Below are 13,714 nucleotides of genomic sequence, written 5' to 3'. Positions count from 1 at the left end.
TCTCCCTAACCCTCTCCCACGGGGAGAGGGGAACAGGTTGCTGAAAATCAGAGGGCCGTAGGATTGGGAATCAGATGGCAGGTAAACCTAAAAATGTTCAGGCTCGACAGCCCAATTCCCTCTCTCCGTGGGAGAGGGCTAGGGAGAGGGTAAGCGAGCCGCAGGCTTGCCTCTTTAGCGAAAGATACGAATCTGTTATCCGAACGCGATTCGGTTTTTGAAAAAGCCGTGGTGCCAAGGGGGCAGGGGATTCATTATGAGGTGCTTTATGTTTTCTACTGTGATTACTGCTGCTGTTTTATATATTGCTACAGCAGTAGATTTGTTGGTAATACTATTAGTATTTTTTGCTAGAGCAAATACTAGAAAAGAATATCGAGATATTTATATCGGACAATATTTAGGTTCTGTAATTTTAATATTAGTTAGTTTATTTCTAGATTTTGTTTTGAATTATGTTCCGGAAAAATGGGTGTTGGGTTTATTAGGTTTAATACCGATTTACTTAGGTATTAAAGTTGCTATTTACGACGATTGTGAGGGCGAAAAAAGAGCTAAAAAAGAATTGGATGAAAAAGGGTTGTCAAAATTAGTCGGTATTGTTGCTTTGGTTACAGTTGCTAGTTGTGGTGCAGATAATATTGGACTTTTTGTTCCTTACTTTGTGACTTTAGATCTTGTCGACTTATTAGTTACTCTTCTTGTATTTTTAATATTGATTTTTGTTTTAGTATATACAGCACAAAGATTGGCTAATATTTCAGGTATTGGTGAAATTGTAGAGAAGTTTAGTCGTTGGATAATGGCTGTTATTTATATTGGTTTAGGATTATTTATTATTATTGAAAATAATACAATTCAAACAATAATATCAATAATATGAATGATACGGGCATTTGAGTATCTGACAAACCTTGCGGTTCGTTGCCCTCTCCCTAACCCTCTCCCACGGGGAGAGGGGATCAGGTTGCTGAAAATCAGAGGGCGCAGGATTGGGAATCAGATGGCAGGTAAACCTGAAAATGTTCGGGTTTGGTAGCCTAATCCCCTCTCCCCGTGGGAGAGGGCTAGGGAGAGGGCAAGCAAGCCGCAGGCTTGCCTCTTTGGCAAAAGATACGGCCCTGTCCGCCCAATAAATCCATATCCGAAAGCATCTTCATGCAGAATTAAGCCAAGCCATGAATAAATTTTTCACCCACCCCATGCGGCCGTTTTTCGTCGGCGCGGCGGTGCTTGCCATACTCGGCGCGTTGGTGTTTTTCATCAGCCCCGCCGCTATCGTCCTGCACCGCCAAATCTTCTTAGAACTCATGCTGCCTGCGGCATACGGCGGTTTTCTGACTGCCGCCATGCTCGAATGGACGGGTTATAAAGGTCGTCTGAAACCCGTCGCCACCGTCTTGGCGGCGCTGTTGCTTGCCGCATCCGCCCTGCTGCCGTTTGCGCCGCAAACCGCTTCGTTTTTCGTCGCCGCCTATTGGCTGGTGTTGCTGCTGTTCTGCGCTTGGCTGATTTGGCTCGACCGCAACACCGACAACTTCGCCCTGCTGATGCTGCTTGCCGCGTTCACCGTTTTTCAGACGACCTATGCCGTCAGCGGCGATTTGAACCTGCTGCGCGCGCAAGTGCATCTGAACATGGCGGCGGTCATGTTCGTATCCGTCCGCGTCAGCGTCCTTCTGGGCGCGGAAGCCCTTAAAGAATGCCGTCTGAAAGACCCCGTATTCATCCCCAACGTCGTCTATAAAAACATCGCCATCACCTTCCTGCTCCTGCACGCCGCCGCCGAACTTTGGCTGCCCGCGCAAACCGCCGGTTTTACCGCGCTTGCCGTCGGCTTCATCCTGCTCGCCAAGCTGCGCGAACTGCACCATCACGAACTCCTGCGCAAACACTACGTCCGCACCTATTACCTGCTCCAGCTTTTTGCCGCCGCAGGTTATCTGTGGACAGGCGCGGCGAAACTGCAAAACCTGCCCGCCTCCGCCCCCCTGCACCTGATTACCCTCGGCGGCATGATGGGCGGCGTGATGATGGTGTGGCTGACCGCCGGTCTATGGCACAGCGGCTTTACCAAACTCGACTACCCGAAACTCTGCCGCATTGCCGTCCCCCTACTCTTTATGGCTGCTGTCTCGCGTGCTTTCTTGATGAACGTGAACCCGATATTTTTCATCACCGTTCCTGCGATTCTGACTATCGCCGTGTTCGTACTGTATCTTTTCACGTTTGTACCGATATTTCGGGAAAATGCGTTTACGGATGATCCGGAATAAAACAAAAGGCCGTCTGAACATTTCAGACGGCCTTAGCTTTAAATAAATGCTTTATTTATTGGCATTCAAATAAAGATTAATCAGACGTGTAGTGGAGCTGTCGTGTTTTTGCACTTCGGTCTCGCCGGTCAATTCGGCAAGAATGGTTTTGGCGAGCTGTTTGCCGAGTTCGACGCCCCATTGGTCGAAGCTGTTGATGCCCCAGATAATGCCTTGGACGAAGGTTTTGTGTTCGTACATGGCGATCAGGCTGCCCATGTTGCGGGGGTTGATTTTGTCCATGAGGATGAGGTTGGTCGGGCGGTTGCCTGAGAAGGTTTTGTGCGGAACCAGCTCTTCGATGCGCTCTGCTTCCATGCCTTGGTCTTTGAGTTCGGCGCGGACTTCGTCGGGGGTTTTGCCGCGCATGAAGGCTTCGGCTTGGGCGAAGACGTTGGCGAGCAGGATTTCGTGGTGACCGCGCAGGTTGCTGCGTTTCTCAAGCGAGGCGATGAGGTCGATCGGGGTAATGTGCGTACCTTGGTGCAGCAGTTGGAAGAAGGCGTGCTGGCCGTTGATACCGGTTTCGCCCCAAATAATCGGCGAAGTTTCGTAACCAACAGCTTTGCCGTCAAGGGTCACTTGTTTGCCGTTGCTCTCCATATCGAGCTGCTGGATGAATTTGGGCAGACGGTGGAGATGTTGGTCGTAAGGTGCGATAACGTGGCTGCCGCCGCCGTAGTAGTTGATGTACCAAATGCCGATAAGGGCAAGGATAACCGGCAGGTTGCGCTCCAGCGGCGTGTTGATGAAGTGTTGGTCCATCAGGTGCGCGCCGTTGAGCATTTCGATGAAGTTTTCTTCGCCGAGGTACAGCATAATCGGCAGACCGATGGCAGACCACAGGCTGTAACGGCCGCCGACCCAATCCCAAAATTCAAACATATTGACGGTATCGATACCGAATTCGGCAACGGCTTTTTGGTTGGTCGATACGGCAACGAAGTGTTTGGCGACGGCGCTTTCATCGCCTGCATGATCCAAGAACCATTTACGCGCGGTCAAGGCGTTGGTCAGGGTTTCTTGGGTGGTAAAGGTTTTGGAAGCAATGATGAACAGCGTGGTTTCAGGGTGTACTTTAGACAATACATCGCGCAGTTGGGAGCCGTCCACATTGGAGACGAAGTGCATCTTCAGGCGCGGATGACCGAAAGGCTTGAGCGCGGTACACATCATCAGAGGGCCGAGGTCGGAGCCGCCGATACCGATGTTGACGACGTCGGTAATGACTTGATTGGTATAGCCCAACCAGCTGCCGCTGCGGACTTCATGCGCGAACTCGCCCATGCGTTGCAAGACATGGTTGACCTTTGGCATGACATCCTCGCCATCCACGACGATGGGGGCATTGGTGCGGTTGCGCAGGGCAACGTGGAGTACGGCGCGGTTTTCTGTTGTATTGATTTTTTCGCCGCGGAACATTTGCTGCATCCGTTCCGGTACGCCTGCTTCACGCGCCAACTCAAACAAAAGCGACATGGTTTCGTCGTTGATACGGTTTTTAGAATAATCCAAAGTCAGGCCGCCAACCTGCAGCCAGTAGCGCTCGGCACGTTCGGGATCTTGTTCGAACATTTCGCGCATGTGTTGTTCTTTGGTTTCGTCAAAATGTATCCATAATTTTGACCAAGCTGGTAAATCGTGAAGGTGTTTCATCGGATGCTCTCCTGGATAGTGGACAGTTTTGTTGAGAAAACGGCCGTGAGGTCGTCTGAAACGGGAACGGGAACGGGGTGGTTTCCGTTTTTTGAGGTTTCAGACGGCCTTGATGTGGGTTAAGGCCGTCTGAATATATCAGTGAAGAATCAATCTTTATCGTATTCGATGTGTTTGTTATGTATGCTTTTTTTACTTTTTTGCAGTTGCGTGCTGGCAGTATCACCCAAGCGTAAAGCCAAGCCGATGGCAAGAATGTCGATAACGGCCAACTGCAAAAGACGGGACACCATAGGCGTATAAAGCTCTGCATTTTCCTGAGTGGTAATGCTCAATACGCAGTCGGCCATTTGTGCCAACGGCGAATCATTGCGGGTCAGCGCGATAACGGCTGCACCGTTTTCTTTGGCAATACTGGCCGCATCCAACAATTCGATAGATGAGCCGGTATTGGAAATCGCTACCAACACATCTTGCTCGGTCAATACGGAAGCCGCCATCAACTGGGTATGCGTATCGACATAGGCGACGGTGGACATACCGAAACGGAAGAATTTGTGCTGCGCATCTTGAGCAACGATGCCGGAGTTGCCGACACCATAAAACTCAACGCGTCGCGCGTGCATCAAAATAGCAATCGCGTTTTCCAGCTCGGATTCTTTCAAGAAGCGGCGCTCCCCCAAGAGAGAGGCTGCGGCATTGCCCAATACTTTTTCGACCACGCTGCTCATGTTGTCATCGGCGTTCAATTCTTCATGAACGTAAGGCATGCCTTCATGACCGATGCTGGCAGACAACGCGAGTTTGAACTCAGGCAAACCTTTGTAACCCAGACTGCGGCAGAAACGGATTACAGTCGGCTGACTGACAGATGCACGCTCGGCGATTTCCGCCACAGCGGCATGAACGAACCATTTCGGCTCGGCCAGCGCAGATTCGGCAACTTTGCGTTCTGCGCCGGAGAGATTGGACAATGATTCGCTGATTTTGCTTAACATATACTCTACCCTTTGATTCTTTGACGTTCAGGACAAGGTATATTTTCGTACCCTGCCCTGCACCGCCGTTTGTGTGTTTAAACGTTATTTAAATGATTGTCTAATGCCACCGTCGCGCCGACGATGCCCGGAAATTCGCTCAATACGACATACACGGGAATGGCGGCAAGATAAGCTTCAAAGCGGCCTTTGTTTTCAAAGCGGCTGCGGAATGGAGACGTTTTAAAGTAATCCAACACGCGCGGGATAATCCCGCCGCACAAATACACGCCGCCGCGCGCACCCAAGGTCAAAGCCAAATTGGAAGCGACCGTACCCAACATGGCGCAGAAAATATCCAAAGTCTGACGGCAAATCGGCGATGTTCCGCTCAATGTCTTATCGGTAATTTCAGAGGGCTTCAGACGGCATTGTTTGATGTTGTCGCGTTTGGCCAATGCTTCATAAATTAGGCTTAAGCCTGAGCCGCTCAAGAAACGCTCGGCAGAAACATGACCGTATTTGTTTTTAGCGTATTGCCAAATCAACACTTCCATATCGTCAAACGGCGGGAAGCTGGTATGGCCGCCCTCGCCTGCCAACGCTACCCAGCCGGCAGCGCTGTGCACCAAGCCGCTGACACCCAAGCCGGTACCTGGACCGATAACGGCTTTAGGCGCAAATTCAATTGGTTTTTGACCGCCGATTTGTATCAAGTCTTTCTTATCGGTTTGTGTTACTGCCAAAGCTTGGGCGGTAAAGTCGTTCAACAGAATCAACGTTTCAAAACCCAAAGCCTGACGGGTGGTTTCGATGGAGAATGCCCAGTGGTGGTTGGTCATCTGCACCCAGTCGCCCAAAATCGGATTGGCAATCGCAAAGGCAGCGTGCAAAACTTTCGGTCTGCCTGCGCGTTCCAAATAAGTTTTGACGGCATCGACGATGGTGACGTAATCTTTACAAGGCAAGACTTCAGCCTTTTCAATGACCTGTGGTGCAGTTTCAAGTGCAAAACGGGCATTCGTACCGCCGATATCGGCGATCAAACGAGGATAAGCCTCAATGTGCATAGTAGACATGGCAGTTAATTCCTTGGTGATTGAGAATCAGACTGGTCGGATATTCGGTGTCAGCCCTTGCAGCAGCCTTATCGAATACCGCTTTTTTCTCTGCGCCTTGAATGGCCAAAAATACATTCGGCGTTTTGGCAATCGCACCCAAAGTCATGCTCACACGCTCATGCGGTGCGGTAACCGGCGTAGTATGAATCAATGTCGGGTCATCAGCTTCATTGATTGCGGCCTGTAATTGAGGCGCTTGCGGAAACAACGACGCCGTATGCCCGTCTGAACCCATGCCCAACACCAGCACGTCAGGTTGCTTATAATGTTTCAATGCGTAAGCAACGACAACTTCAGGTTGTAATTCAGTTTCAGACTTTCCGTCTTCAACAACAGGAATCCATGTGGCAACGGCCGCATTATTTTTGAGCAGATATTCGCGTACCAAGCCTGTATTGCTGTCGGCATGCGTGGTCGGAACAATACGCTCGTCCACCAAAGTAATGCCGACATTTTGCCAATCTAAATCTTTTTGCGACAAAGCCTCGAAAAACGCAATCGGCGAACGACCGCCGGAAACAGCCAAAACCGCATGGCCTTTCTCATTCAACGCGGCTTGCAATGCGGCGGCAACGGCATCGGCGAGAGCTTGCGCGGCAGTTGCAGCGTTTTCTTGTTCGTGCCAAACAAACATGTTTCGTCCTTTCATGGTTTCAGACGGCCTTTTGTTGGAAAACAAGGCCGTCTGAAAGAAATATTATTGCTCTTCGTGCCACTTGTTGCCGTCACGGGCCAACAACGCGCGCGCAGCTTCAGGACCCCAAGAATGGGCTTCGTAAGCATGTGGAGGCGTTGTATTGTTCGCCCAGTTTTCCAAAATCGGCATCACATATTCCCAAGCGGCTTCGAGTTCGTCACGACGGTTGAACAAAGCGAGTTTGCCATTAATCACATCCAGCAGCAGACGCTCGTAAGCCTCGGCGCGGCGGCCCTCTACGACTGTGCCCAAGTCCACGCCAATCGGCGTAACTTCGACTTTGTTACCTGCACCCGGAGTTTTCACTTGAGTGTAAAGGCGGATGGATTCGGTCGGTTGTAGTTCAATAACCAAACGATTCGGCGCAGGTTGGCTGTTGTCAAAAATATGGTTTTGCAGCGGACGGAAGTTCAACACGATTTCCGCCACTTTGCCTGCCATGCGTTTGCCGGTACGCAGGTAGAAAGGTACGCCTTTCCAACGCTCGTTTTCGATTTCGGCTTTGATGGCGACATAGGTTTCAGTGAAGCTGTCTTGCGGAACGTTGACTTCTTCCAGATAGCCGTTCATGCCGTTTGCTGCAACATATTGGCCGCGAATAACATTTTCGTTAACGGATTCGATGGTCAGCGGTTTCAGCGATTTGATGACTTTTACTTTCTCGTCGCGTACGGCATCGGCATCCAAGCTCGCCGGCGCTTCCATCGCAGTCATACAAAGCATTTGCATCAAGTGGTTTTGCACCATATCGCGCAACGCACCGGTAATGTCGTAAAACTCGCCGCGCTCTTCCACGCCCAATTGCTCGGCGATGGTCAGCTGTACGCTTTCAATATATTTGTTGTTCCACAAAGGCTCGAACATCACATTGGCAAAACGCAAGGCCAACAGGTTTTGCAGACTTTCTTTACCCAGATAATGGTCGATACGGTAGATTTGCTCTTCTTTGAAATAACGGGCCACATCTGTATTGATTTGCTGGGAGGAGGCCAAGTCCGTACCCAACGGTTTTTCCAAAACCACGCGCACGTTATCGGCATTCAAACCGATTTCGGCAAGGTTTTCACAGGCTTGCGCAAAGAATTTCGGCGCAGTTGAGAGATAGATCGCGACATTTTCAGTATTCTTGCGTGCTTTTACCAAGTCGCCCAAGGCAATGAAATCGCCTTTCTCTGTGACATCGACTTTTAAATACTCGATACGTTGGATAAACGACGCCCACGCTTCATCTGAGAAGTTTTGTTTGACATGGATTTTAGAATTCGTTTCCACTTTAGACAAAAAGCCGGCGGTATCCAATTCGCTGCGGCTTACACCCAAAATACGACCTTCGGGATGAAGCAAACCGGCTACATGCGCCTGATACAGGCAAGGCAAAAGTTTACGCATTGCCAAATCGCCGGTCGCGCCAAACAACACCAAATCAAAATTTGTCTGTGTACTCATCGTTTCATCTCTCGTTGAGGAAGCTTGCTTCAAAACTTTTGGACTGTCGTCATCCATAAAAATCAATTAAAATCAAAAGCCTTTAAGCAATAAGCAGTAAAAAACCAATCGCCCGCACCAAAATTTCAAACAAGCGGGCTAGTGAGTAGTAATACTACACATGACTACAGATTTTGTCCATTCTCATTTTTACAAATTGTTTGATTTAACATAAAAGTTTGATGACTTTTGCAGCCTGCCATTTTACAAATTGACTATACCTCGATTTAAATCAAATTTCTTCCACTTAGCGAATTATTCTGTAACAAAATTACAGAATTTGTACTATAATACGCAGACACTTCGAAGAGAAATCTTCAACATTTCAGACGGCACTCATTATTTATTCCCACAGCTCCAGGCCGTCTGAAAAACACCCAATACAAAAATCAGAAACGCGCAAACAAAATCCCTATCATATCGTTTTGCCAGGAGACAGCACATGAACCCCACTCCTATTCACCCTAAACTCGCCGAGATTACCGAGCGCATCATCGAGCGCAGCCGCCCGATGCGTGAAAAATATCTGGCGAAAATCCGTAGTGCCAAACAGATGGGACGCTTAGAGCGCAACCAGCTCGGCTGCAGCAATTTGGCGCACGGCTACGCCTCCATGCCCAAAAGCATCAAAATCGAAATGCTTCAGGACACCGTTCCCAACTTAGGCATCATTACTGCCTACAACGACATGGTTTCCGCACACCAGCCGTTTAAAGACTTCCCTGATCAAATCAAAAACGAAGCACAGAAAAACGGCGCGACCGCCCAAGTCGCCGGCGGTACGCCTGCCATGTGCGACGGTATTACCCAAGGCTATGCCGGTATGGAATTGTCACTGTTCTCCCGTGACGTGATTGCCATGAGTACCGCTGTCGGTCTGTCTCATCAAATGTTTGACGGCAGCCTGTTTATGGGTGTGTGCGACAAAATCGTTCCCGGCTTGATGATCGGCGCTTTGTCTTTCGGCCATATTCCCGGCATCTTCGTTCCGGCAGGCCCGATGTCCAGCGGTATCGGCAATAAAGAAAAAGCCCGTACCCGCCAGCTTTTCGCCGAAGGCAAAGTCGGCCGCGATGCCTTGCTTGAAAGTGAAATGGGTTCTTACCACAGTCCCGGTACTTGTACCTTCTACGGCACGGCAAACTCCAACCAAATGATGATGGAAATGATGGGCGTACACCTGCCCGCCGCCGCTTTCGTCCACCCCTATACCGACCTGCGCGAAGCCCTGACCCGCTACGCCGCCGGACACCTCGCACGCGGCATCAAAAATGGCACCATCAAACCATTGGGCGAAATGTTGACCGAAAAATCCTTCATCAACGCCCTGATCGGCCTGATGGCGACCGGCGGTTCGACCAACCACACCATGCACCTCGTTGCTATGGCGCGTGCCGCAGGCGTAATTTTGAACTGGGACGACTTCGACGAAATTTCCTCCATCATCCCATTGCTGATCCGTGTGTATCCCAACGGCAAAGCCGACGTGAACCACTTTACCGCAGCCGGCGGCCTGCCTTTCGTCATCCGCGAATTGCTGGACGTAGGTCTGTTGCACGACGATGTCGATACCGTCGTCGGACACGGTATGCGCCACTACACCAAAGAGCCTTTCCTCATTGATGGCAAACTCGAATGGCGCGAAGCCCCCGAAACCAGCGGCAATGAAGACATCCTGCGCAAAGCCGACAACCCGTTCTCCCCAGACGGCGGTCTGCGCCTGATGAAAGGCAATATCGGACGCGGCGTGATTAAAGTGTCTGCCGTGCGCGAGGGCTGCCGCATCATCGAAGCGCCCGCCATCGTGTTCAACGACCAACGCGAAGTGTTGGCAGCGTTTGAGCGCGGCGAGTTGGAACGCGATTTCGTCTGCGTTGTCCGCTACCAAGGTCCGCGCGCCAACGGTATGCCCGAGTTGCACAAACTGACCCCGCCTTTGGGCATCTTGCAAGACCGCGGCTTCAAAGTGGCGTTGCTGACCGACGGCCGTATGTCCGGCGCATCCGGCAAAGTTCCAGCCTCCATCCACATGACGCCTGAAGCCTTGATGGGCGGCAACATTGCCAAAATTCGTACCGGCGACCTGATCCGCTTCGACTCCGTTACCGGCGAACTCAACGTCCTGATCAACGAAGCCGAATGGAACGCCCGCGAAGTCGAACGCATCGACTTAAGCGCGAACCAACAAGGCTGCGGCCGCGAACTCTTCGCCAACTTCCGCAGCATGACCAGCAGCGCAGAAACCGGCGCCATGAGTTTCGGCGGCGAATTTGCCTGATGCACGTTTCAGACGACCTTTGTGAACGAAAGGTCGTCTGAAAAATTATTAAAGCGGTTTAAGATAGACGTATGTTGGATTCTCAAATCCGACGTTATCAGGGCATTTGTCGGATACGGGTATCCGACCTACAGCCCCCAAAGGTCGTCTGAAACTTAAAACCTCGTCCCGTTTGAACGCAGCAGATGTAGCGTGGGCTTAGCTCACGAACAAAACCAAAGACGTAGGTCGGATTCTCGAATCCGACGTTATCAGGGGTATTTGTCGGATACAAGTATCCGACCTACAGCCCAAAGGTCGTCTGAAAACTTAACCCCCCCCCGTCCCATTTGACCTCAACAAAAACGACAACCCCATCCCACTTGGAGAATCGAAATGTCCAAACTGACCCCACGCGAAATCCTGACTGCCGGTGCAGTTGTGCCCGTCATGGCAATTGACGACTTAAGCACCGCCGTCGATTTGTCCCACGCCCTTGTCGAAGGCGGCATCCCCACCCTCGAAATCACCCTGCGCACTCCCGTCGGCCTCGACGCCATCCGCCTGATTGCCAAAGAAGTGCCCAACGCCATCGTTGGCGCGGGTACGGTTACCAACCCCGAACAGCTCAAAGCCGTCGAAGACGCAGGCGCGGTTTTCGCCATCAGCCCGGGTTTGCACGAATCCCTCGCCAAAGCCAGCCACAACAGCGGCATCCCCCTGATTCCCGGCGTTGCCACTCCGGGCGAAGTCCAACTGGCTTTAGAACACGGCATCGATACCCTCAAACTCTTTCCCGCCGAAGTCGTCGGCGGCAAAGCCATGCTCAAAGCACTCTACGGTCCTTATGCCGACGTGCGCTTCTGCCCGACCGGTGGCATCAGCCTCGCCACCGCCCCCGATTACTTGGCACTGCCCAACGTCTTGTGCGTCGGCGGCTCATGGCTGACCCCGAAAGAAGCCGTGAAAAACAAAGACTGGGACACCATCACCCGTCTGGCTCGCGAAGCTGCCGCTTTGAAACCAAAAGCCTAATCAGGTTATAAGGTTAAAAAAAGGCCGTCTGAATATGATTTCAGACGGCCTTTTTTACTGCAAGCATACCGAATCAAGCATTATTCGGCTTAATATTTATCCTAATTGGCAGCATTAACACACAAAGATTCAATCTTACCCGCGCGTGGGAAGCGGATGGTGTAACGTCCTTTTTGATTGATTTCGGCAAAGCTGAAGCGGTTTTCAGGTGCATCTCCATCAGCCCCTACTTCCAAAGCAATCCGTTTGCCTTTCGGGTCTTTTACAACGACACTAGGACTGACAGGCGCGAACGAAAGCACTAAACCGGCATCTGCCGAACTATTAAAACCAAACACTTGGCCACGTTTAACCTGTAAGGGTTGGTCAATGCAGCCTGTTTCATTCAGAGGCAGCATTTTTTCAGCTGAGGCAAATGCCGCGCTCCCTAACCCTAAGGCAACAATCAGAGAAAAGCTCAAATATTTCATATAGTTTCCTTTTAGAATTGAAATTTGAATACAAACAGATATTTAGCCCAGTATCTGCTCCATTCAATTATCCCTGCCCCAACACTTTCCGTGCCGCTTCCACACCCCAATACAAAGCCTCTTCAAATACCGAATAGCTGCTTAAATCACTGTGTGCAAATAATAATCCAGAATTTCGGTTTCTGATTTTTAATAAAGCCTCATCGCTTAAATAGCCGGGTTTCGGCACGCTCATGCCATGCCCGCGAACGGTAATGTCAACATGGGAAACGTGCCGCCAAAAGCCTTCGCCGTAAGCGGTAAGCAGATCTTGGGCGGCAAGCTGGAGCAGCTCTTCGTCGCTTGCTTCAAGCAGCTGGCGGCGGACGGCTTGTGGCGTATCGTGGTTGAGCGCGGCATAGGCGGTAAAAATCGTGCGTTCGGGACGGGCAACCCGGATAAGCTGGTTGGTCGCAACAACATAGCCCAATCCTTGGCTGCCGTAAACCACATTGTCCCACGCAAGTTCGCTGTTGTTTTTTTCTTTCGGGAAACTGTGCAGTTCAAAATTAGAAACCAGCCATGGCGCGTATTCTGGGATGTCCAGACCAAATTGTTCGGGAGATTCAATAATGCGGGCAGCAACCATCAGCGGCATGGCAGAGATAACGTGTTGCGCGGTGACGGCAACGGTTTCCCCTTTTGCATTATCACGCAACCATACTTCAATCCGGCCGTCTGAAAGCGGTTTGATTTTGACGGCAGAAGCATTAATTGAAGCAGGCTTCTCCAAACGGATACGGTTTTCAGACGGCCATTGCCAGCCTTCCTGCAAACCGGCATGACGGCGCAGGTTTTCAGAAAGATGCGCCAAACCTTCGGGCCAAGTGAGGACGGTTTCCGCGCTGTTGCGGGCGGCAAAATAATGCAGTCCGGCAAAGGCAGACACTTGCCTGATGCCTTGTCCGTAATCGTCGCGGCAACAATAATCGAGATACCATAAAAGCTCGGGTGAGTTATAACTTTCTTGCTCAAGCCATTGTTTAAACGTCAGATTATCGAGTTTCCGCCATGTTTCATCTGCCGATGACAGCGCAATCGGAATAGCAAAAATTTTCTTACCGTCATTGCCGTAAGCCTGTTTCAGACGGCCTATCAAATCAAAAAACCGTTTGGAATCCGCATCTTCTTTCGGCAATAAATGTTCCACCCATTTATCCTGATATAAGAGGCGCGATTCGGGCGCATAGACCAAATCGGTTTCCCTAACGCTGCCATCCGGCTGCAAAATACCGAAATCTGCCAGCATCTCGCGCACATACACGCTTTCTTTCGACGGCAAAGCCAAATAATGCGCACCACTCGGCGCTTTCAGGCCGGCTGAAGACGTATAGGCGGCATTGTTGCCATTGCGTTCAAACCCTTCTGCCAATAATACATCGCAGTGATTATGCTTCGCCAAATACCACAACGCCCCCAAACCAGCCGCACCGCCACCGAGTATCAAGGTATTGCATTCATAACGACGGGTCGGCTGATTGATCAATTCTCCGTCGCGCAACAAATGCCCCAACGGCAAGCCGACACGGTTAATAGAAACCGGAGGTTTGCGGTTGAGGTATTTATAAGTCTGCCAAGAGAAAGCAGAGGCAGCGCCAAGCGCGGCGGTATAGCTGAGAAATTGACGGCGAGTTAGCATGTTTTATAAAAAGGTTGTCTGAA

11 protein-coding genes are annotated in these 13,714 nt (G+C 50.7%); 4 read left to right on the top strand and 7 right to left on the bottom strand.

What is annotated here, in order from left to right; genetic code table 11:
• Nucleotides 1–268 precede the first annotated feature (268 nt).
• Both HMPREF2872_RS06470 and HMPREF2872_RS06465 read left to right on the top strand, forming a co-directional pair.
• The gene (locus HMPREF2872_RS06470; RefSeq protein ID WP_070632231.1) at nt 269–883 is read left to right on the top strand and encodes a CadD family cadmium resistance transporter; all 615 of its coding nucleotides are present in this window, start codon (nt 269–271) and stop codon (nt 881–883) included.
• A gap of 295 nt (nt 884–1,178) precedes the next feature.
• Nucleotides 1,179–2,276 (top strand): NnrS family protein, encoded by a 1,098-nt coding sequence (locus HMPREF2872_RS06465; RefSeq protein WP_070632218.1) that lies wholly within the window; start codon nt 1,179–1,181, stop codon nt 2,274–2,276.
• Nucleotides 2,277–2,327: 51 nt separating this feature from the next.
• Here the strand turns inward: HMPREF2872_RS06465 and pgi are convergent, their stop codons facing one another.
• The 5 genes from pgi to zwf form a co-directional block, all read right to left on the bottom strand.
• The gene (gene pgi, locus HMPREF2872_RS06460; RefSeq protein WP_070632217.1) at nt 2,328–3,971 is read right to left on the bottom strand and encodes a glucose-6-phosphate isomerase; all 1,644 of its coding nucleotides are present in this window, start codon (nt 3,969–3,971) and stop codon (nt 2,328–2,330) included.
• A gap of 149 nt (nt 3,972–4,120) precedes the next feature.
• On the bottom strand, nt 4,121–4,969 hold the full coding sequence (gene hexR / locus HMPREF2872_RS06455; RefSeq protein WP_070632213.1) for a DNA-binding transcriptional regulator HexR: 849 nt from the start codon (nt 4,967–4,969) through the stop codon (nt 4,121–4,123).
• 77 nt (nt 4,970–5,046) lie between these two features.
• Nucleotides 5,047–6,027, bottom strand: a complete 981-nt coding sequence (locus HMPREF2872_RS06450) for a glucokinase (RefSeq protein ID WP_070632210.1) — start codon at nt 6,025–6,027, stop codon at nt 5,047–5,049.
• Nucleotides 6,008–6,703 (bottom strand): 6-phosphogluconolactonase, encoded by a 696-nt coding sequence (gene pgl / locus HMPREF2872_RS06445; protein WP_070632207.1) that lies wholly within the window; start codon nt 6,701–6,703, stop codon nt 6,008–6,010. The genes HMPREF2872_RS06450 and pgl overlap by 20 nt, the downstream gene beginning before the upstream one ends.
• 63 nt (nt 6,704–6,766) lie before the next feature.
• Nucleotides 6,767–8,212, bottom strand: a complete 1,446-nt coding sequence (zwf, locus tag HMPREF2872_RS06440) for a glucose-6-phosphate dehydrogenase (RefSeq protein ID WP_070632204.1) — start codon at nt 8,210–8,212, stop codon at nt 6,767–6,769.
• Between the two features lie 481 nt (nt 8,213–8,693).
• Here zwf and edd point away from each other — a divergent pair, with 481 nt between their 5' ends.
• Both edd and HMPREF2872_RS06430 read left to right on the top strand, forming a co-directional pair.
• The gene (gene edd, locus HMPREF2872_RS06435; protein ID WP_070632201.1) at nt 8,694–10,529 is read left to right on the top strand and encodes a phosphogluconate dehydratase; all 1,836 of its coding nucleotides are present in this window, start codon (nt 8,694–8,696) and stop codon (nt 10,527–10,529) included.
• A 375-nt stretch (nt 10,530–10,904) separates the two neighbouring features.
• Nucleotides 10,905–11,543: a bifunctional 4-hydroxy-2-oxoglutarate aldolase/2-dehydro-3-deoxy-phosphogluconate aldolase gene (locus tag HMPREF2872_RS06430; RefSeq protein WP_070632198.1), complete on the top strand. Its 639-nt coding sequence runs from the start codon at nt 10,905–10,907 to the stop codon at nt 11,541–11,543.
• Between the two features lie 101 nt (nt 11,544–11,644).
• Here the strand turns inward: HMPREF2872_RS06430 and HMPREF2872_RS06425 are convergent, their stop codons facing one another.
• Nucleotides 11,645–12,013 (bottom strand): hypothetical protein, encoded by a 369-nt coding sequence (locus HMPREF2872_RS06425; protein WP_070632194.1) that lies wholly within the window; start codon nt 12,011–12,013, stop codon nt 11,645–11,647.
• 67 nt (nt 12,014–12,080) lie between these two features.
• Nucleotides 12,081–13,691, bottom strand: a complete 1,611-nt coding sequence (locus tag HMPREF2872_RS06420) for an NAD(P)-binding protein (RefSeq protein ID WP_070632190.1) — start codon at nt 13,689–13,691, stop codon at nt 12,081–12,083.
• Nucleotides 13,692–13,714: the final 23 nt, after the last annotated feature.

Source organism: Neisseria sp. HMSC069H12, assembly GCF_001812735.1.
Taxonomy (GTDB): domain Bacteria; phylum Pseudomonadota; class Gammaproteobacteria; order Burkholderiales; family Neisseriaceae; genus Neisseria; species Neisseria subflava.
Note: the sequence above shows the minus strand (reverse complement) of the source record. Positions and strands in the feature narration are given on the sequence as shown.